This window comes from Massilia sp. PWRC2 (assembly GCF_049896725.1).
Taxonomy (GTDB): domain Bacteria; phylum Pseudomonadota; class Gammaproteobacteria; order Burkholderiales; family Burkholderiaceae_D; genus JAFCUW01.
In genome coordinates this window covers 54,215-75,305 of record NZ_JAFCUW010000013.1, presented here as the reverse complement: position 1 = coordinate 75,305, position 21,091 = coordinate 54,215, and the positions used below count along the sequence as shown (strand labels likewise).

14 protein-coding genes are annotated in these 21,091 nt (G+C 59.4%); 5 read left to right on the top strand and 9 right to left on the bottom strand.

Annotation, left to right across the window (positions count from 1 at the left end):
- Positions 1 to 175 precede the first annotated feature (175 nt).
- The 4 genes from ACP7BZ_RS21100 (at position 176) to ACP7BZ_RS21085 (ending at position 4,482) form a co-directional block, all read left to right on the top strand.
- Positions 176 to 655 (top strand): hypothetical protein, encoded by a 480-nt coding sequence (locus tag ACP7BZ_RS21100; protein ID WP_426116824.1) that lies wholly within the window; start codon positions 176 to 178, stop codon positions 653 to 655.
- A gap of 243 nt (positions 656 to 898) precedes the next feature.
- Positions 899 to 2,251, top strand: coding sequence for an aminotransferase class V-fold PLP-dependent enzyme (locus ACP7BZ_RS21095; protein ID WP_426116834.1), 1,353 nt, complete (start codon positions 899 to 901; stop codon positions 2,249 to 2,251).
- A gap of 511 nt (positions 2,252 to 2,762) precedes the next feature.
- Entirely contained in the window at positions 2,763 to 3,614 is an 852-nt protein-coding gene (locus ACP7BZ_RS21090) for an oxidoreductase (RefSeq protein ID WP_426116822.1), read from the top strand.
- 184 nt (positions 3,615 to 3,798) lie between these two features.
- A complete protein-coding gene (locus ACP7BZ_RS21085; protein WP_426116820.1) occupies positions 3,799 to 4,482 on the top strand; it encodes a dihydrofolate reductase family protein in 684 nt (227 codons plus the stop codon).
- 87 nt (positions 4,483 to 4,569) lie between these two features.
- Here ACP7BZ_RS21085 and ACP7BZ_RS21080 read toward each other — a convergent pair whose 3' ends face one another.
- The 3 genes from ACP7BZ_RS21080 to ACP7BZ_RS21070 all read right to left on the bottom strand — a co-directional run bounded on the left by ACP7BZ_RS21080 (position 4,570) and on the right by ACP7BZ_RS21070 (position 6,875).
- Positions 4,570 to 5,178 carry a DUF4337 domain-containing protein gene (locus ACP7BZ_RS21080; RefSeq protein WP_426116818.1) on the bottom strand — a complete coding sequence of 203 codons (609 nt, stop codon included), beginning with the start codon at positions 5,176 to 5,178 and terminating at the stop codon, positions 4,570 to 4,572.
- Between the two features lie 282 nt (positions 5,179 to 5,460).
- Complete coding sequence (locus ACP7BZ_RS21075; protein ID WP_426116816.1) at positions 5,461 to 5,961, bottom strand: antibiotic biosynthesis monooxygenase; 501 nt, start codon at positions 5,959 to 5,961, stop codon at positions 5,461 to 5,463.
- Positions 5,961 to 6,875 (bottom strand): ketopantoate reductase family protein, encoded by a 915-nt coding sequence (locus ACP7BZ_RS21070; protein WP_426116814.1) that lies wholly within the window; start codon positions 6,873 to 6,875, stop codon positions 5,961 to 5,963. The genes ACP7BZ_RS21075 and ACP7BZ_RS21070 overlap by 1 nt, the downstream gene beginning before the upstream one ends.
- A gap of 177 nt (positions 6,876 to 7,052) precedes the next feature.
- On the opposite strand from ACP7BZ_RS21070, the gene ACP7BZ_RS21065 reads away from it, so the two are divergent.
- Positions 7,053 to 7,946, top strand: a complete 894-nt coding sequence (locus tag ACP7BZ_RS21065) for an AraC family transcriptional regulator (RefSeq protein ID WP_426116812.1) — start codon at positions 7,053 to 7,055, stop codon at positions 7,944 to 7,946.
- Positions 7,947 to 7,973: 27 nt separating this feature from the next.
- Here ACP7BZ_RS21065 and ACP7BZ_RS21060 read toward each other — a convergent pair whose 3' ends face one another.
- The 6 genes from ACP7BZ_RS21060 to ACP7BZ_RS21035 all read right to left on the bottom strand — a co-directional run bounded on the left by ACP7BZ_RS21060 (position 7,974) and on the right by ACP7BZ_RS21035 (position 21,028).
- Positions 7,974 to 8,750 (bottom strand): hypothetical protein, encoded by a 777-nt coding sequence (locus ACP7BZ_RS21060; protein ID WP_426116810.1) that lies wholly within the window; start codon positions 8,748 to 8,750, stop codon positions 7,974 to 7,976.
- A 32-nt stretch (positions 8,751 to 8,782) separates the two neighbouring features.
- Positions 8,783 to 9,871, bottom strand: a complete 1,089-nt coding sequence (locus tag ACP7BZ_RS21055) for a YncE family protein (protein ID WP_426116808.1) — start codon at positions 9,869 to 9,871, stop codon at positions 8,783 to 8,785.
- 1,944 nt (positions 9,872 to 11,815) lie between these two features.
- Positions 11,816 to 12,511, bottom strand: coding sequence for an AVAST type 3 anti-phage proein Avs3b (gene avs3b / locus ACP7BZ_RS21050; RefSeq protein ID WP_426116806.1), 696 nt, complete (start codon positions 12,509 to 12,511; stop codon positions 11,816 to 11,818).
- Positions 12,477 to 18,821: an NACHT domain-containing protein gene (locus tag ACP7BZ_RS21045; RefSeq protein WP_426116804.1), complete on the bottom strand. Its 6,345-nt coding sequence runs from the start codon at positions 18,819 to 18,821 to the stop codon at positions 12,477 to 12,479. Before ACP7BZ_RS21045 ends, avs3b begins: the two co-directional genes overlap by 35 nt.
- A 352-nt stretch (positions 18,822 to 19,173) precedes the next feature.
- Positions 19,174 to 19,989: an alpha/beta hydrolase family protein gene (locus tag ACP7BZ_RS21040; protein WP_426116802.1), complete on the bottom strand. Its 816-nt coding sequence runs from the start codon at positions 19,987 to 19,989 to the stop codon at positions 19,174 to 19,176.
- 250 nt (positions 19,990 to 20,239) lie between these two features.
- Positions 20,240 to 21,028 (bottom strand): MFS transporter, encoded by a 789-nt coding sequence (locus ACP7BZ_RS21035; protein ID WP_426116832.1) that lies wholly within the window; start codon positions 21,026 to 21,028, stop codon positions 20,240 to 20,242.
- Positions 21,029 to 21,091: the final 63 nt, after the last annotated feature.

Below are 21,091 nucleotides of genomic sequence, written 5' to 3'. Positions count from 1 at the left end.
CGACGGCGAACCCGGCGTCAAGACTATCTGGCTCGGAATGAAGGATGTCTACGTTGCAGCCAAAACGATGGAGAAATTACGCGACCGAGCCAATGCCAAGACTTATGTATAACGAGGTGCGCTGAACCCGGAAATCGAGGATGGAAAAATCAGATTTTCGGCAGCCGGAAATTTCTTGATTCGATCGCGCGCCTTATTTGCCGACGATGAAACGGTGGTCGTTTCGACTGATGCGACCGCCAATCCCGAGCGCATGCTTGCAATTATTTCAGATATATCAAGAAGATATGCTGACGCTGGAATTTATATTATCGGAACCAGCAGGAGTACAACGTCGACGATGAAATTGGCGGAAAAAATTGACGGTAAAGTTGCAGGATTTGTTCATACCTCATCAATGAGTGACATTTCAAGATTCGACACGACCAAGCTTAAAAGCCGGCAATTAATAGTTCACCACAAGAATGACGGATGTCGGGTAACGCCCTATGATGCGGCAAAATCGAGTCACGAGCACTTTGGCACAACGCTCGTCACAATGGAGGGCGGTACGACGATGGGCAACCCTTGCGAAGCGTTTGGGTACCATGGTTACAACGGCATTGAGGGTGAGACGATCGATAAAATAAAGGCCTGGATCAAACTCGATCAGTAAGCCAGCGGTGGCCTGGTAGTGTGCCGCTCATGCGCCATAAAACATCCAGCGTGGCGGAAAGTGCGGTAGCAGCGCGCGCCGCGATCGCTGCAGCATTGAGCGCAACGCTGGCAGAAATCACGAAAGACTTCGGTGTCTCAGTCACCAGTGCAAGCCCGGCTGCGACCATGTTGGAATCGCAGCCGGGAACGAGACAGCAGCACTTGCGCCCGTTGACCAGGCCTGGCCCTCCTCTTGAACACGGTGTCCTGGCCGCTGCTGTCACGCCCTTCGCCGCGGTTGCTATACTCGATGGCATTCTCCCGGCCGAACAGCGATGCCATGACATTCGATAGACGAAACCTGCTGCGTACAATGGCGGCGCTGGCCGGTGGCATTACCTCTCTTGCGGCGCAGGCACGCAGTGCGCCCGCCCTTGGCAAGCCGTTCGGCTGGGAGGGACTGGCCAGACACTACGATCTCGACCCGGCTATCGTCAACCTGGAAAACGCCTACTACGGGGTGATGGCCAGGCCGGTACTGGACGATTACAAGCGCAATATTGAGTACCTGAACCGCCACAATTCCTGGTATCTGCGGCGCCAGTTCGATCGCGGCGGCGATGAAGCGATTCGGGCGGTGGTGGCACAACACGCAGGCGTTCAGGCGAGCGAAATCGCGCTTACGCGCGGCGCCACTGAATCGCTGCAAAACCTGATTGCCAATTATCGGCTGGTTACCTCCGGCGACACGGTCATGTACGGCAACCTCGATTACGGCTCGATGCAGTACGCGATGGAAGACCTGGCACAGCGGCGCGGCGCCAGTGTGTTCGTCGTAACAATTCCGGAGCCTGCCAGCAGCGAGCGCGTGATCGACGCCTATGAACAGGCACTGCAGCGTCATCCCCGTACCAGGCTGCTCCTGCTCACGCACATCAGTCACCGCACCGGCCTGGTGACACCGGTGGCCGAGATCGTGCGTATGGCAAAGCGGCGCAACGTCGATGTGATTGTCGACATCGCCCAGTCCTGGGGCCAACTCGACTTCAAGATTGCTGACCTGGGGGCGGACTTTGTCGGCGCCAACTTGCACAAATGGATAGGCGCGCCGCTAGGCACGGGCTTTCTTTACATCGCACAGGCGCGCTTGCAGGACATCGGCATCGAGCTGGGCAACCGTGAGCATCCCGCCTCGGACATCCGCGCGCGCGTGCTGTCCGGCACCACCGATGCCGCGGCCTTCATGACCATCCCCGCAGCGCTGCGCTTCCATAGCCAGGTCAGTCTGGCCGAGCGCAGTGCGGGCCTGCGCGCATTGCGTGATTACTGGGTGCGGCCAGTGCGCGAGATGGCCGCGGTCGACATACTGACGCCGGATGAGGCGGGAAGCACGGGTGCCGTAACCTCGTTGCGCCTGCGTGGCCGCACCTCTTTCGAAGCGAACGCAGCCCTGTCGAACGAGCTGGCGGACGACTACAAGATCCTCACCGTCGCGCGCGATGGTCCGGCCGGCGGCAGCTGCATCCGGGTCACGCCCTCCTACTACACCACGACTGCCCAGCTGGACAAGCTGGTCGCTGCGATTGCAACGATTGCGAAGCGGTCAGGGCGTTGACCGCGCGAACAGCGCGACGAGCGCGTCGTGCGCCTTGCACCTGGCAGCCGCCTCGAGCGCAGCATCTTCCCCTGTATCACGCTCTGGACGTTCACAGCAGGCAGATGCCTGCCGGCGCGTGCTTGAGGTTGTCATTGCGTCCAAGGTTGTGGTGCCAGGTTCTGGCGAGCATTTCTGACTCTCGCTCGTGACTATCGGTCGTAGGTGCCGGCCTGCTGTGCGAGACGCTGAGGCGGCGAGGATTCAATAGCGTCTTGAATGGCACGCTTTTACGATCAGCGCTTCAGGCACGACTTGGCAACTGATTGCCTTGGCGCGACCCCTGATCCGCTACACGACGCGTCGACCAAGCCAAAATTAGCATCGTGATATGCTCGGCCAATCAACCGAGAACACCTTGGGCGCACCTTGCCCGCACCTCCTCACGACTTCCTTTCACCTTTGCGGCTATCCGCATCGCGCCCTGCTGGCAAGAACCTCAGCGGGCGTGACATCCTTTGGGAGAGAACGCATGCAACAAGAAAATACGCCAGTCTGGTTCATTACCGGCTGTTCAACTGGCCTGGGCCGGGCGTTGGCTGAACTAATCATGCAGCGAGGATGGCGCGTGGTCGTCACCGCGCGCGATATCAGTCACATCAAAGAAATGGAAAGCGCCACACCGGATCGGGTACTCGCTCTGTCCCTCGATGTGACGAACTCTGCCGAGATTGCCGCGGCGCTTGCTGCCGTTCGAGAGAAATTTGGACAGATCGACGTCTTGGTCAACAACGCCGGCTATGGCTACCAAAGCACCATCGAAGAAGGCGAAGATACGCAAATTCGTGCGCAGTTCGATACCAACGTGTTTGGCCTGTTTGCGATGACGCGGGCGGTACTTCCCCTGATGCGCGAGCGCCGCACCGGCAACATCATCAACATCACTTCCGTCGCCGGTCTCATCGGTTATCCGGGTTCCGGGTACTACGCGGCGTCCAAGCATGCGGTCGAGGGATGGTCCGATGCGCTGCGTGCCGAAGTGCTGCCGCTGGGGATCGGCGTGACCTGCATCGAGCCTGGCCCCTTTCGCACCGATTGGGCGGGCCGGTCGCTTCGCCAGACGGCCAACCGGATCGCCGATTACGCCGAAACGGCGGGCAAGCGGCTGGCCGGGACCAAAGAAACCAGTGGCGCGCAGGCCGGTGATCCCGTCAGGGCAGCGGCAGCCATAGTGACAGTTGCGCAAGGCGCCGACGCGCCCAGGCATCTTGTGCTCGGTGCCTGGGGTTTTCATGCCGTGGTCGAACGCATGGAACAGCGTGTGCGCGACATCTCGATGCAACGCGATCTGAGCCTGTCCGCCGACTTTGATGACGGGGCTTGACAGCCCGGTTCCATCAGGCCAGCCCGTGCGCGTAGCAACGATGCCACGTATCAAATCCTGCATGCCTGGCGTCTGCGCTACTTCCTGCCACAAGCCGGGCAGCGCATGCGGCGTACCGCATCCGCAGTAGTGATTTACTTTTTATTGAAGAGCAATTTGCTCACCTGTCGTTTTGGAGAATTTGATGAAGCCTTACATTATCTGTCACATGATGTCGTCCATCGACGGCCATGCACTTACCGATGGCTGGGATCGGCCGTTCATGAAAGCTGCGGGCGCGATGTATGAAAAGCTCGCCGCAACATTTGCATTCGACGGCTGGATTTGCGGGCGCACCACCATGGAAGAAATCGCCCATGGCGACGGTTATCCGCAAGGCCTGGCGAAGGAGCCCATCCCGCGTCTGCCCTATTTCGCCAGGCGCGACGCGGCGACCTACGCCATTGCCATCGATGGTCACGGCAAAGTCGCCTGGAAGAGCAACGAAGCGCTCGGCTCCCACGTCGTCGCGGTCTTGACCGAAGCGGTGTCGGACGACTATCTCGCCTATTTGCAGTCGATCGAAGTGTCCTATTTTTTCGGCGGCAAAACCGACATCGATCTGGCGCAGGTGGTGCAAACCCTGGCCGACGAACTCGGTACCAAACGCCTGATCGTGGAAGGCGGTCCGCACGTCAGCGGTTCGTTCGTCAATGCCGGCCTGGTCGCTGAGGTGAGTGTGCTGATCCTGCCGCTGATCGACGGGCGCGGCCATCATCCTGCGTCGTTTGAAATGGCCGAAGCGACCTGGACCCAGCCGAGTTACCTGCAACTGGCCTCGGCAGAAGTGCAGGACGGCGGCGGCGTGTGGCTGCGTTATCAGCGGTAACGACGTGGCCGGCGCGTGCTGATCGTGGGCGCCGTCGCGTGTACCGGGTTGTTCCCTGGCGAATGTTGGCAGACGCTGCTCCGTCGCTCAGGTCAACAGCGCAACCAGCCAGGCCGGGTGAATAGCCCACTGGCACAGGCCGGCCAGGCCCATCACCACCCCGAGCGTGGTTGGCACCATCGCCAGGGCAAACAGCCAGCGCTGGGCGGTCAGGGCGGTGACCGCCAGCATTGCGACGCTGATGGCCAGGAAAGCATCTGACATATCGAACTGGTCGTCACGGAAATTGGCGGCGTCATAAGTGGCCTGGTCGCGCCCGGCGGCTGCCTGCAGTTCTTCCTTCTTGTGTTTCTGCTCTCCCACGAAACGCGTGTAACGCTCGATCGCCGCCTGGTAATCGGCGCGTACCGGTGCGGCCAGCGTGGGCGGGGCCGAAGCCAGCCCCAGCTGCAATTGCAACAGCGTGGCGCTGGCCACTTCCTCGCGCACGTTGCGGGCCTGGTAAAAGGCCCAGTGATCGAGTTTGTCCGCTTGGGCCTGCTGCATGGCTTGCACGATATTGTCGTCCTTGACCTTGCAGATGCCCATGAAGGTGGCCAGCAACGCCACGGTGATGGCAACGAGCGCATTCAGACGCGATTTCGCTTGTTCTGCCTGCCGTGCCTGGTCGACGATATCGATCGCTTCGATGTCCATGGTGGGTGTGCCTGGTGAGTGAAAACGCCGAGTCTAGACCAGCGCGGTCGCGCCCGCAATAGCCTGCTTTGTGACTGCACGCCAACAACTATTCGTCTGCCACCAGCCCGCCGTATTGTCGCCATGATCGATGCGGCGAAAGCAGCGCCTGTCAAAGCTCCCCTTGCGTTGACGCGCCCCGTAGCTGCCCCCGCCACAGGACCGGTCCTCGATTGCGTGCAACTCGCACTGATGGCAGGCAGAGGAGCAAGAGCAGAACGTCACGGCGAATGACTGGCAAACTCATGTAGGTTTGCTGGTGGCGCTCGCGCCCACTGGCCGGCTCGCTGCAGTTTGCGCCATGAGCAATAACTGGCTCCACGAGACCGGCAGCGCACTGCGGCGAACATGCAGGCGGACGTATTCGATATTGCGCACGGCACTGCTGCTGTCGCGCACGGCGCGCACGTGGTCGGGCGAGCGCACGAACTGCAGCATCGCCGTTTCATCGGTCCAGACAGTCGCGGTCCACACTTCGTCACCAAAAAGTTGCTTGCGCACCGAATAGCCGACCAAGCCTGGTTGCGACGGCAGGCTTTGCAAAACCCGGTTGGCGCCGTCGTCGAACAGCTTGCGCTGGGCGCTGTCCACATGCGCGTGCGTGAGCGCGATCAGCACGTCGTCATCGACCCGGGCGCTGCTGTCGTGCACTGGCGCCTCGACCCATTTGAATGGTGTCGAAATACTGCAGCCAGTGATCATCGCCACCAGCGAGGCAAACGAAATAGACCGTAAATAATTCATCAAGCGTTCCTCGGGGGATTGAAAGGGGGCCGCATGGCGGCGATATTCGCCCACGCCATGGCGGGGTTGGTGAGTTCGGCCGCGGCTGTCATGGTGTCGACCAGCGCGCGGCATTCGTCGACGCCGCCGGCGAGCAGCTCGCGAAACGGTTTGATGCGCGCTACGCTCCACAGCATGGCGCCGGCCACCCAGACCGGGGCGCCGGCCAGCCGCGCCTTGCCGGCCGGGTACAGGGGAGCGCCAAGCGAGACCACCAGCGCAAACGCTTCGTGCATGCCGCGCGCCACCAGCTGCGCTTCGGCCCACGACACACCGCCGCCGCGGCGCACGGCCGCTACCGATACGCTTTCGAAGGCGACGCATAGCGGTACATGGCAGCGTAGCCAGCGCAGCATGTCGCTCTCCAGCACGGCCGGCAGCCCGGCGTCATTGAACAGGTCGACCCAGCACTGCGCACCGAGCCGGGTCTTCTGCCCGCCGGCGCCAATCTGCGCTTGCAGCCGGCCCGCCGCATCCAGCGTGGCCTGCACAAAGGGCATGCCAAAATCGCAGCGCAGCGGGCCAAGCGCGTCGCGCAGCACCTGCGGCGTGAAGTTGTTGAAGGCGAACAGCAGGCGCCGCGCCGCCGAACGCTGCAGCGAGGGAATCAGCAGATCGACTTGATGCGCCAATACCGTGACCAGCACCAGATCGTACGCGAGCGATTCGTCGAGCGCGCTGCAGACAGCCACTGCGGCGCGTTCGCCATTGGTCTTGACGATGGCCTGCTGCGCTTGCAGCTGCGCCAGCCTGTGCGATGCGGGCCGGGCGACCACGGTGACCGCGTGGCCGGCGCGCGCCAGCTGGAAAGCGAACGTGCTACCAATCTTGCCGGCGCCGACAACGGCGATGCGAAGTGCTTCAATAGGGGGCATGGTCCTGTCCGGTAAAAGGTGGCTTGAAGGTGGTGCGCGGGTTGGCGCCCCGGTCAAGCTGACGATGGATTCCAGTAAGTGCGCAAGGTGACAACAACGGCGCCTATCGTATCAAGCTGCTGGCGTATAATCTACAGCGTTTAGTCCACATTATCTTCGCCATCGTCCGAATTCCCCATGGATCCCCTCTCCAGCGTCCTGTCCCTCCTGCAACCGGCGAGCTACATGTTCCGCGCCATCGATGCCGCCGGCGACTGGTCGATTCGCTTCCCTGCCCATTCGGGCATCATGTGCTGCGCACTGCTCAGCGGGCGGGTATGGCTGACGGTCGAGGGGGTCGGCGACGTCTTGATGGAACCAGGCGACTGCGTCTTGCTGCCGAAGGAGAATGCGGTACGCCTGGGCAGTGCGGTCGATGCCCGTTCCCTTGATGTCGGGGAAGTGATGCCGCAATTCCCGGAGGGCGGCGTGGTCACCCTCAACGGCGGCGGCGCGGTGTTTGGCCTCGGCGGTTATTTCGAATTCGACGGTCGCCATGCGCAGATCCTGCTGGACGTCCTGCCACCCATCGTCCACATCCGCCAGGAGTCGGACCGCACCGCCCTGCGCAGTGCCATCGAGCGCATCATGCAGGAGCTGCGCGAGCCGCAGCCCGGTGGTTTTCTGGTCGCCCAGCACCTGGCGCACCTGATGTTGCTGCAGGCATTGCGCATGTTCATGAACGAAGAACGGGCCGGCAGTGTCGGCTGGATTTACGCGCTCGGTGACCGGCAAATCAGCCTCGCGCTCAACGCCATGCACCGCGATGTGGGGCGCCGCTGGACCATCGAGACGCTGGCCGCATGCGCGAACATGTCGCGCTCGACGTTCGCCCTGCGCTTTAAGGAACGGGTCGGCGAAGCGCCGATGGATTATCTGACGCGCTGGCGCATGTTGCAGGCTGGCGCCCGCCTGAGCGGCACGCGCGAGCCGATTTCGTCGATCGCCCCTTCGCTCGGCTATGCATCCGAGAGTGCGTTCAGTACCGCATTCCGGCGGGTGATGGGGTGTTCGCCGAGGCAGTACAGGTAGCAACGCTTTTGTTATTGCAGGATCGCCTCAATCGCTCTCGATGCGTTCTGCGCGCTGGCGCACCAGCACGATGCAAGCGATGATAAACAGTGCCAGGCAGGCGCTTGCAGCATAGCGGCTCATTGCCAGGCCACCATTGACCACTGGCTTGTCGAGGAAGTCGCCAACGGCAGCACCGAGCGGGCGCGTCAGAATGAATGCTGACCAGAACAGGGCTGTGCGCGAGACCCTGGTCCAAAAATACAAGGCCGCAATCACCGCCAGGCCGGCCGCGAATACCAGCGCACTACCCTGATAGCCGAGGCCAAGACCCTTTTCGGGATCGGCGAACCAGTCGCCCAATGCGGTGCCGAGTGTCTGCGAAAACATGATGGTCATCCAGTAAAAGACTTCGGCGGGGCGCGAAGCAATACGTTTGATCGAGACCGAGCCGAGCGCCCTGCTCCACCACCACAGAGAACCTGCCAGCAGCAGGGCAAGCAGGGTGGCGCCGCCGGCGTAACCGATGCCGAGTGAACGATCGAAAAAATCGGCCAGCGTGGTGCCAGCTGTCGTCGTTGCGACAACCACGAACCAGAACAGCGGCGCGTGGAATTGGGAAGCACGTATTTGCGCCGTTACCGCGACGATAAAAATGGCCAAAAAAATGGCCGTGCCGACCAGGTAGCCGAGGTCCATCGACATGGTGACCGCGTCGCCCGCCGTTTCTCCCAAAGTGGTCGCTACAATTTTGATGATCCAAAACAGCAGCGTCAGCTCCGGGACTTTTCCGAGTGCGCTTTGCGATGGCGATGGCGATGGCATCTGATTCTCCCGCTGGTGAGCGACGGCGACGATTATTCGGGTGCCAGTGTCAGCAGCGTAAACGTCCCTGATTTCAGGGGAGGGCGGCCCTTGGCGGGAGCCGGCGCATCTGGCGCCAATTCAGCCGATACAATAAAAAGCTGGTGCGAGGTCGTATCGAGTGCCATCGTCCGACCGCGTGCCATGGTGGGCACCGTTTGCAGTACCCCGAACGGCGCCGCGCCGTTGATCACCGTGAGCGTGCCGTCGCCGTTGGAGGCGAATACACGATTGCGCTGCGCGTCGTAGCCGGTGGCGTCATTGCCCTGGCCAATGGCGGGTGTGGCAAGCAGCTTGCCGGTACGGCCATCGACCACTGCCATTTTGGCGTTGTGGCAGCCGGCAAAAAGATGGTCGGTAGCGCTATCGATGGCCAGGCCGGCCGGCTCGTCGCACGCTGGCCCCACATCATACTGGCGCAGCACTGTCATCGCTGCCGTGTCGATCACGGCGATGGCATTCTTGTCTTCCAGCGCTACGAACAACAATCCTTTGGCATTGACCACCGCCGTTTCGGGAGTGCCGGTGAGCGCGATCGATTTGAGCGCACGGTTGGTCCCCGTATCGATCACGCTCAAGGTCCTGTCCCTGGCGTTGGCCACAAACACGCGCTTGCTGGCCGGGTCGTAGACGATGGCGTCGGGCTTGCCGCCCACCGCGATGGAGGCGATCGGTGCAAACGTGGTCAGATCGAACACCGTCACCGAGTCGCTCGCGCCGTTACTCGTGTAGCCCCGATTGAGATCATTGGCGAGCGCCACGCCATGCACGCCAGCGGTATCGGCAATTGTCCCGACGATTGTCTTTGTCGTCGCATCAAAGACATCGACATGATCGCCGCGGGTCAGGAATACGTGGTGCTTTACGCTATCGACGGCCAGGTAGTCCCAGCGCACAGGCCCGCTTAATACCTGGCGGGCCACCACGCGATAGGCGCTGTCAGATGCGTGGGTAATCGATACCATTCCGACGCCAACATACGCTGCTGCACAAAAGGCACAGTTCAAAGCGACAGATTTAACATGTATTGACATGGGTTCGATTTTTAAATGGGCTGGTTCGGCGTGGCGTCGATTATGCACGATTCTTCGAACTTGTTACTTTCCACGACACCGACGACTGCTCCGGTGATATGCCATCCGTACCTGTTTCAAAAATCAGAGAAAGACGCCAACGCGGATGATCGTATCTATCGTATAAATTAACTGCATCTCTTCGTCTCTCGGACTCCTGTTTTCCTCAGGACTTTGGCAGCAGTGGGCGATTCGGAGAGGTTCGCCCCGGCAGGGGCGAGAACTTCGAATCCCCCACGCAGGGCGCGCAGGCGCCCTGCTTCTCTCCGCCAGGAAACAAAAGCCAAAGGCCACTCGAGGTGGCCTTTGGCTTTTTTCCTCGCGGCGCATGCTTTGCGCTGCGCGCTGGCGCCTCCGGCGCGCCATCGCCAGGGCAATGGCAAATGGGCGATTCGGAGAGGTTCGCCCCGGCAGGGGCGAGACCTTCGAATCCCCCACGCAGGGCGCGCAGGCGCCCTGCTTCTCTCCGCCAGGAAACAAAAGCCAAAGGCCACTCGAGGTGGCCTTTGGTTTTTCTCCTCGCGGCGCATGCTTTGCGCTGCGCGCTGGCGCCTCCGGCGCGCCATCGCCAGGGCGATGGCAAATGGGCGATTCGGAGAGGTTCGCCCCGGCAGGGGCAAGACCTTCGAATCCCCCACGCAGGGCGCGCAGGCGCCCTGCCCCTCTCCGCCAGGAAACAAAAGCAAAAGGCCACTCGAGGTGGCCTTTTGCTTTTGTTTCCTGGCGGAGAGGGGGACTCCCATTATTTGAACGTCACCCTGCCCCAGCAAAAAACCGCGCTGTTCAGATTGCCCAGTGCCCCCATTCGTGCCCCATTCGACCCATAATTACAATGGGCAACCGCGAGTCTGGCGTATTGTTAGCGGTTTTGTAAAAGCGCGTAAATTTGGGTTTTGCGCGCGCTTTTTCCACGACCGCTTGTACTCAACCGCAACAACCATGTTTTTTCTTTGCAAGCCCGGAGCGTGTCCCTATCTGGGGCTGGTGGCCGGGCGCTCTGGAGGAGCGCCGGAGCATACGCAGGGGTACGCCCTAACGGGCGACCTCGCCTTCGCTCGGCTCAAATCGCCCCTGCCGGAAAATCGACGGTCGGCAGGGAGGCATGCACGCAGACACTGGGGCAAAGCGCACTTTACGACGTGTGTCCAAGAAGCCTAACCTCACGAAGGCAGCGCAGGCGCACTGACAGACCTGGCAGCAACATAACTCGCTGCTTGCGTGAGTATGAGCCGGCGGGCGTGGCGAAGGGCGCTGTGGCGCGTCTATCGGCAAAGCAGCCTCTTCCGGTTGTGAAACTGGACCCTGATGCGTCACTCCCGTTGCCGACTTGGCGCGATATCGCACCATACGCTGAGCATGGTTTGCAAGGCCACGTTCGCTTTGTTGATAGCGTCGGCCAGCTTCGCGTAAGCAAGCGCAGCGCATCGATTCAGCACACGTGGGCGAACAGTAGATTTGCCCGCGGTCACAGGAACTGCACACGACAGTCTACCGATGGCAGCATGCGCACAGAAAGAATCGTCCGATGGGTTCCATCAGCATTCTCCAACTCGCCCAAGAATCTCAAAAGGTACAGCTGTCCAGCTCCACTCGTCAATCGCAACGCGCCGGCAACTGCCCGTGAATTCCATGCCGCAACGGGAAACCGCGCGCAAAAACCAAAATTACGCGCTTTTCAAAGCCCGTTCACAAGTATGGGGCAAGCAAGTGTACGACACTGCTGGCGAGACGATCTCACCATTGTCGGCTGTGCAGCTACGAAAACGGAGACCAGCCAGGCCGTTGGCTTAGAATTCGTTCTCGGTACTGTTCTGTCCGTGTCTGTTTTTCGGACTTTACTCCGCTCTCCGCGCTCTCCGCAGACGGTGCTGGGAAGCCGTTTACATCTGCGCTGTCGGCGAGGAGATTTCAGGCGACTAAGGTCCGTCCGTAGCACGTCGATAGGAGCGCCTGTCATTTATCTGTAGGTTCGGCATCGGTTACCTTATCGGTTATCTGGCTTAGCTTTTCTTTCAAGCGTTCTGCGTGTGAGGTCGCCAAAGACGCAAAGGACTCAAGCGTCGATATCTTTTCCTCCAACATGTCCCGCACAACTTTCGCTTCTTCACTTGCGCGGTCAAGACCGCCGTCTACGAAACTGAGGATGCGTACTTCGAGCGTTGCGTCCAGTTCGGCATCGAGCGCACTCTGCACCCAGGACTTCGACTCGTCAGCAGCCTCCTCAGCCGCCGCGGCTAAGAAGTACTGAATCAGGATTCGCGCCGCGTCATCTACGTTCGTAGCTAAGCTAAGCATTTCGGCGACCCTCTCGTCGAGCGCGCCTTCAGGCCGCGGCCGGCCAATGAATCGAAATCGTGGCCTCTTATTGGCGTCAAGCGACTCAAGTGTCTGCAAAAGCGGCTCCAGTTTCGCGAATGGGCGAGCATGAGCCGGCAGGCTAAAGCGGCGAGTCCACAGTTGAAAAATCAGGTCGACACAGGAGTTTTGGGCCGCGACCTTCTCCGCGGCAGGTGCGTTCTCCGCGTCGTGGATGCGCTCGGCGAGCACGTGCGCCATCCACTGACTAACTTCATCGCCGTCAAGGTCCATCTGGGCGATAAACCGCTTGCCGAGTTCAATTACTGCGCTTGAGCGTTCGAGGTATGCCATCTTGGTCAATTAGGTAAAAACGATTGTATGGGGGAGGGTATTCGATAAATTCGTCGTTATCAGAGCCACGGCTGCTGCCACTTCTGCGTCGCTCGACGCTTAGGCCCACGACAAGACAATGCCCTGGATTTGCTGCCATAAGCTCTTTAACGAATGATTCGTTAGCGCTCAAACGAGTGCCGGAAATTGTATCTGCTTCGCGACCGTAGCCATGTATCTGAGTCCACGTCTCGCTTCGCAGGAGTGCACTGCTTTCAGTGGTCCATGTACGACCATCGTCGACCGAGCGCAGACCCATTGCTACAATAGTCTCTGCAGTGGGCGCTTCACCTGGAACACGTACTCGTTCGCCCCAGGGGTCATATTGGTCAATTCCAGAAGAGTCCGCTTGGTCAGAGTTCCATTTACGAAGCACGAAGTGCGAGGTCCGGTCCGTATGCGAAGCCGGGCCAGACGCTCCCTCGCTAGTGGCTAAATTCTCGGCGTCGTCCGATTTGAAGAAATAAGCTCGGCCATCCGGGGCGGTTTGCGCCGCGGTGAGAAAGGCTCTCGACAGAGGCTCTGGCACCAACGCACTGGTTATAGAAATGGTCTCTGCAGACTCCCTCTCGCCGCTTGTCCACTCACCGGCCAAAACCTGCAAGCTCTCGTCCGTCTTCATTAGACCGTCGAGATAATCGGATGATATCTGCCACCGCCACTCTTTGTCCCCATATCGTTCTGGAGGCGGGGGAGCGCCGGTAAGGCGAGGGTCGCGCCTGTCCGCGGCCCACCTCCCATCCTGGCGAGTAAGTAATCGATTTTCAATCCACTCGTCAAATTGGTTTTGGTTGCTATACGACGCCTTGCCGATTGGATGAGTTTTGAGCAGCCTGGCCGCTACTATCATCATCGCGTGATAGGCGGCGTATGCCCGAACGTCATCAAAGCGAGGCATGCTTCCTTGGAAGTGTCCCGTCTTTTCGTGGTCGAGTACGCGATGTGCGTAACGAGCATCGTGGCTGTTTTTTGTAATCGCGTCTGGTATGCGTTCGGCGATAGCTTTACGCGCGCGTGCAGTAGTTGCGCCTTCCGAGATTCCGAATACTGCACCCAAGGGACGAAGCCAATAGGGGCCTATGTCGATGCCGAAGTAGTATTTGTCGATTTCCTCGTCTGTCACGACGTCAGATGGCTCCACCTCGTCATCAGGCTCGCGATTAGAGGTATGTTCGACGAGTGGTAGCGCAGTGGCGTTGATTTGCGTCGGCGCACCGAACTTGGCTGCCTCTTCGGAAAGCTCCGGCAGCTCGTGCAACGCATGTGCCGCGAAATGGCGCACGAGTACGTGTTCTTCACTGACCGACGACAAGAGAAAATCGCCGAAGAGGTACACCATATCGGGATGCTCAGCTGCACACCTAGCCAGGGCCATATTGAGCCATAAACGGGAGTGCCACGCGTAAAAGACAAACCGCTTGTCAACAAATGCACTTGGTTCAGTAGCTACGGATGCTTTTACCAGCGCTGTCAGAACTGAAGTCCAGCCGAGTTCGATTGTCGCTCGAACTGCGTGTGCAGCCTCCCAACGAACGGCACTGCTGGGCGAGCCAAGCGCGGCCCAAAGGTAACCGGCCAGTGCGTCCTCGCAGGCACCGTTCGGCTTCATGGTTTCGTTCCACGGACCGTCTCCATCTTCCGGACGAAGGTCGTGCTCGTGGAGCGACAATCCAAAATGTAGCGCTTCGTCGGCCTCTTCGTTCGTCAAATAAAAGGACAACGCCTCGAGCATCTGAAACAGTTCCTCAGCACTAAGTGTCGTGACCTTGACAAGGAAACCGTCAAGCGTTGCTTCAACAATCTGCTTGTCGGTAACAATGCCTTCGCTGATGAGCTGTCGATATGGAAACACGCTTCCCCAACTGTGCCGCTTTGCCCACTCGGGCGTCCTTTTGCATACCGACAGCGCCACCACCGCCATCGCTTTGCGCAACGAAACCGGCTTGGTAGTTTGCTCCGCAAATAAGTCCAATAGACGCTTTAATTCGTAGTTGCCGACGTCTGACCACTGGGCGATGGCTAAACAGAAATCGGCAGCTCCGGCCGGACCGCATCGGCGCCACGCCTCCTGGTAAAACTCATCGATTTGATAAGGCGGGTCGAACGTTCGCACTAGCATATATGCACTTCGAAGCGCCGCGGAGCTTGTGAGGTCGACTCCCTGGAACAGGACATCCCAGTCCGGGTCATTGCGCGTCTTAATCGGTTCGGTCACGAACGTCGTATCAATATAGCCGCCATCGCTTTTTGAGTGTTTAATGGCAGCTAGAAGTCTGTCCAGGTCAGGTGCGGCAAAGTCGCAAGAGTGTGCAAGTTGCGAAACCTGTTCCAGCTCCTTTTGAGACGGCGAACTTATTCTGAGATAGCGGTAGCCGACCCCGAGCACTCGACGGCGAACTTCCTTGTCGGGCTCGTTTTTGAGCGCTCTTGTTAACTCGTCGGCACGCAACCATTCGTCACCGATTGGGCACAGCGCAATCGATGCAATCGGCGGTAGCAGACCGCGACCCACCAGGCCGTCGATTGCGTTTTCTAAAAGCCTGTCGGCGTTGCCGAATTTACGGTCTCTCCAGCGGCTGAGGATTGCTAAAGTCGAGGCGGGGCAGAGGCTCAACAACGCGTCGATGGTGTGACGCCAGTCGAAATGCTTGTCTCTATCGACGTACTCATACGCTATCTCTGCGCCTCGCGCCAACCTGTAAGCCGAATGGGGTCGGGGTGCGCTATTCTTTCCGCTTGCCTCGGCCAAACAGAGAAGGGCGCCCCACCGGTTCGGATTCTCCCGTCCGACCTGGCTTGAAATCTCCACAGCTCGCTCGAAATAGGTACGAGCCTCTGATTTGCTGGCCGGGAAAATGGCGCGCGCGAGAGCTACGTATGATTCAAGCCTTGACTCGGCTTGCTCACGAAGATTTTCTAAATCGCCATAAGCTCGAACAGACACGTCCATGGCAAAGTTTTGAAGGTCCTTATTTCTCGCTGCCAAGCGACAGATTGCAGTCATAATCGAAGGCCCAAAACCGTCAGCTCGCTCGTTAAACCACTTCCGAAACTCTTCTAGCATTGCGGTGTCGAAATTGGTAGCGGCGCGTATCGCCCGCAGCCATTCCAAAGCGGCGACGTGGTCTAGCTTGAAAACATTGTTGTAGTCTTTAGACTTGGCGGCTTTTGTAGCACGCAAGGCTTCCCGGGCGGCCACGTTGACGTTCGCTCCGGCTCTTCCGCACGCTATTTCAGCGCCGAGGCTAAACCAGGCCAGTAGGCCGCCGATAGCGTTGGCAAACGCCGTTGCCTCGGAATTGAAGCTATAGCTGTGTTTCTTCTCCAATTGCTCGCGGATGTTCTTTGGAGCTAAATCCATGGGCGCCAGTGGCCTGTGCAGCAATGCCGCTTCTAATGCATATGCCCTCAACAGCGCCGGCCTGTCTGTCGAGTGCTGCGCGGCAAGCTCGTAAGGGGGAAATTCTGGGAGATATCGACGTATGATGGCAGCCCAGGTCGTGTCTTCACGCGGTAGCGCTTTTAACGCTTGTAAAACCGCGCAAGTGACGCTGCTTAGTACGTCCCAATTCGCAAGCGGCCCGTTTGGCTCACTCAGCTTAATGCGGCGGCTGCCTAGAGCGCGCACGAGCGTCTCCAGAGGCTTGGCCGGAAGAGTATGACCACCTTCGCACGCTTCTGCTGCCAGACCCAGCATTAGCCAGACATCGCGCGCGCCGCATTCCGCCAGGCGGTCCAGAAGGTCGAATCTTCCAAGGTCCACCATTCGACGCGCCAAAATTGTGCCTACGTCCATCGACAGCGACCTTGGTCTCCATCCCTTGAGAAAGTTGACGGCTTCACTCGGCCCTTCGGCGAGCAACTTTGCCATCGTAATTTCAGCAATATCACTCGATTGAACACGCTCGCGCTCTTGCTTACGTTGCTCACGTGGCAGCCGTGCCCACGAGTACACCCAGTCTACGGCCATTCTCAAGCGACTTCGCGCTTCAGAGATAAACTCCGGCTGGGACGCCAGCAGGCCAGCTTCGTATGCGTGATGGGAGCCCGTCCAACTTCCCCGGAATGCACGGCGCGACACCAGTTCTTCGATGCGGTCGGGAGAAAGAAGCGCGGACGCGACGTCGGTGTTGCTCTGTATTAGCTCGTTCTGGCGTCCAACGCCAGCTGTTTCGCCCGCTAGCTTTAGCGCCAGTTTTGCCGCCGACGCGTAGCGTCGTTCCAGCAGACATGCGTTAAGTGCGAAGGTCAAGCGCTGAACCTCCACGTCGCGGCGTTCGAGCGGATTCTCGGTGGGTAAGTCCTCGGAGCTGAGCGCTAGTTTAACCAGCTCATCGAGTTGCCCGGCCTTCAACAAGAGCTGAGGAATCGTCGATGCAACGTAGGAACTCGTTGCTGCCAACGGCTTCAGTCGACTCAAGAACGTCGCAAGCTTTTCTTCGTCGGGCTGGAAAGAGTCCCTGAACCACGTCTCCGATGGCTCATCCAGGAAGTGAAGACTGGTGCCACTCACCTGTAGTGGTCGTCCCAAGTCAAACGCGAAGCTTCTGATTGCGCTTTCGGGCGTTCCCGATATCGCGGCAAGCACAGCGATTGGTACCAAAGGACGCAAAACAGCCAAGCCCTGACAAATTAGTTCAATTTGCTGTGCCTCGAGCTCCCCCTCTCGGTACTTGAGCTTTTTGACCGCGTCAGCCAGCAAGCTAGCGATGGCTCCGTCAACTGTCGAGGCTGTGGGCCCTAGCGCCCTCAACATTTCCTCCATTGACTGTTTGTAACTCATCGCCAGCGCTTGGACACGAGGGTTGGAGCTGCTTAAACGCTGGAAATCGGCGATATCGCTATCGGTCGCGTCTGGATAGTGTCTCCGTAGATGTGTAGCCGTCTCTGAGAGGCTGAACGAGCGAAGCTCGACGTGAATCGCATCCGGAGGAGCTCCGAGATAGTCACGCCGATGGGTCCGGCAACTGAACACCAGCTTTACGCCATCTGGCATCTTCGTGCGGATGAGGTCGGGAACGAAGGACCGCTGCCCTGAATCCCTGCCCGCCACAATTGCATTATCGGCGGCGTCGATTATCAAAAAGAGACTTGCCAGAGGAGTTTTGGCTCGGAGCGCATAGACAGCTTGGGTCAGTCTTGTAACAAAGGCGCGCATATACTGCTTGCTGTCCGACCCTCGGAGGGGAATAAGCGGCTGGCACAGCCCTTGAGCTGCGAGCTCATTGGAAATTTGGGGAAAGGCGTCCTTTTCCCGGTGTCTAAAATGTTGGGTGCTTCGGTACAGCCCGTCGCCGAAGCAATCGTAAAGAACTGCGATGGAACCCTCAGCGACGGACCTGGAAAGCTGCCAGGCAAGAATTGATTTCCCGACGCCTCCTTCGGCATGAAGGACGATTGGATGTGCAGCTAACTCCAGGCTGATGCGAATCTCGGCAGCTTGTTCCCGCGCAAGCGCGCCGTCGGCGGGGCCGGTAATCAGACACTGTGCGGGCAACAGGTCTGCCTCATCGGTTCTGAGCGCTCTCAATACGTCGAGGCGGTTGATGGTCGGGTTAGAAGCGAACTCGGTTGTAGCTTTCCTGGTCACCAAATCTTTGAGTTGGAGAGGCGCGTCGGAATCTGCTTCGGTCAAGTACGTTGCAGTATCCTTGAACAGTAGATTGCGCTGGTTCCATAGGTCGGGCTCGCCCCCCTCGGCCGAGAAGAGCTTAAAAAAGTTTGCCTTTTCTGCGTCAAGCAAGGTGATGCAGTCATCAAAAATCTTCTTGACCGCCGGATGCCTTGCAGGTCTTACTGCCGCGAGGTCCGCAATCGTCTCAAGCACTTTCTGGTCGATGGGGCGGTTAGTAGTAAAGGTGAAGCGCAATTTGTCCTTTAGCTCATCCCACGTGAATACTTCGAGCAGCTTCTTGAACCTTTTTGAAAATCCTTTGAGCGTGTTTCCGAGGCCGCTTGCTGTCCAGGGTTCATGCGTACGCTTCGTAGAGTGCTTTAACTGTACATAGCGAACAAGACGCGCTTTCTTTAGGCTTTCGCTGCCATAGTAGAACCCGACGTCAATTATTTCGTCGCCTTCGCTGGTAGACTCAGGGCCCTCAGCTTCAGACGGACCTTCAATCGAGATAGCCACGAGGTCGCTCACGCCAGGCAAAAGCGAGAGACAGTGGCGTGCGGCCCAGTGATAGTGGAACTGGTCGCCATCTCTGGACGCCCGCACCACTTCAGTCTCTTTGGCGGCATTTCCAGGGTTAGTAGATTTCGCGTTCATAAGCTCAGAAAAAATGTAGTTGAAAAGGGGCTAAACAGACAATAGGAACAAGAGTAGGAACAAGAGTAGGAACAAGAGTAGGAACAAGAGGGTCAAGTCCGAAAACCGGACACAAGGTCAGCCGTTGTGTGGGCTCTCGCACTCAGTACTGCTCTGTTCGTGTCCGTTTTCGGACTTGACCCCGCTCTCTGAAAGGCTGTCCTGGCCGGGTCAGCCAAATCGAAAACTGCAACCATTCAGCCGCTAAGGCATGACCGCTACTTTTTGATCGCTACCCTACCTTGCAGCCAGCTGACCACCGCTGCCGACAACGCGATGCGGTGGTCGGCGAAACTATGGTCGCTGTCGATGGTCATGCTGGTGAGCTTGCCGCCGTGCTGGGCGCGGATCGTATCGGCGAGTTGTTTGTTCTGCGCTGGTTGCCATGCGCGGCACCGATGATCAGCATAGGAGGCTGTGCGAGCGCCGTTGCCATTGACCGTAGATCCCAACTCTCGCCGTGCCCCGCCACTTCGTCGACCAGGCTTGTCGCGTCGGTACCGGACAGGCTGTTGCCGAAGTCGGCGCCCATCTCCGCAATGGCGCTCTCCCGCGTCTCGGGATGAGCGAGCAAATCCTTGCCGTCCGCGCCCGCGTTCCACGCATCGATCAAGACCACACCCGGCACGTCCGGGTGCGCCGCCGCATAGCGTGCGGCGGCGAAGCCGCCCATGCTATCGCCGCCAATGAACAGGCGGCGCGTATGGATGCCGTATCTCGCCGCATTGTCGGCCCGGCGCAGGAAGGCCATTGCCGCCTCGGCATCCTCGATCGCGCCGGCGATACTGAAAGTGCAGGGCGCGCCCCAACTGCCACGATAGTGCATCGTCAGCACGTTCCACCCGGCGCGCCGGACCGCCTGCGCCAGATCCAGATTCTGCTCATTGCCAGGTAAGCCGTGAAGCAATACCAGCGTCGGTTGCGGACCGCTTCCCGATGCCTGCAGCAGCACGGCGTTCATGCCCACGCCGCCGCTGGGGATCAGCATCTGCTGATTTGCGGCGGGATGCTTGGCGTCGCGGACAGGGTCCGCCATCACGGCGCGCGGTGGCGCCACAGCGAGCGCCTGCGCGCTGCAAATCATCAGCAGCAAAGCCGCGACTAAGGAAGAGCATCGTGCTGGCTTCATGGAATCCTTTGACGAAATAAAGTGCGGAAAAATTCGAGTCGGCGCCTCTCCAGATTGGCGCACTCGATACATTACGGCCACGCAGAGTTTGGGCGCGCTGGTGATCGGAGGACAACGATGCTTTGCCAATCAGGGTGCCTGATTGTATATCCACCACAACAGGGCGGGATACAAATTCTGCAATATTTCAGCCGCTGACGCCGCCGTTCAAAGGAGGGCGCAGAGGGTCAGGTCGAAAACGGACACAACGTCAGTCGTTACGCTGGCTTTCGAACCCAGTACCGTTCTGTTCGTGTCGGTTTCTCGGACTTGACGAAGCCCTCGCACTTGCTGCGACAAGCTGCGGTAGAACAGCCGCGCCGGCAAACAAAAATCCCACTCCGCACACGCCCGGCCAATGCCATTGGCTCCACGCATAATTGCCCAGCGTCGCGCCAATAGCCCCGCCTGCAAATCGGATCGTCATGTACAGCGTGTTGGCGCGGCTCATCGCCGTGCTGCGCACCGCCAGGTTGCGCGCCATGTTCGAGACGTGGGCGCTTTGCATGCCAAGATCGAGCAGGACCACGCCGATGACCAGGCCGCCGATGCTGGCGCCCTGCCAGGTCAGCAGCAGCCATGCCGCGATGAAGACGATGCTGGCGGCCAGAATTACGCCGCGCGGATCGTAGGCAACGGACAGCTTGCCGACGACATACGATGCGCGCGCGCCGGCAACGCCGACCAGCCCGAACAGCCCAGCGGTCTCGCTGCCGTATGCGGGATCGAGGCTGTGCAAATAAAACGCCAGGGTTGTCCAGAACGCGCTGAATGCGGCGAACTGCAATGCCGCGATCGAGGCGGTCTGCCGGACAATCGGCTCCTCGCGCAGCAGTGCGAAGAGCGAACGCATCAAGGCGGCATAGCTGCCGGCGCAAGTGGGATTGACGCGCGGTAGCAAGCGGGAAAGCATGATGGCAACCGCCACCATCGCCAGCGCCGCGCATGCGTAGACGGCGCGCCAGCCAAAATGCGCCGCGAAAGCAAAGCTGAGGGGCAGGTCTCACAAACATACATAAGCTCGCTTTGCCGCGATGCCGGCCCTCCATTTCGCAACCGAACC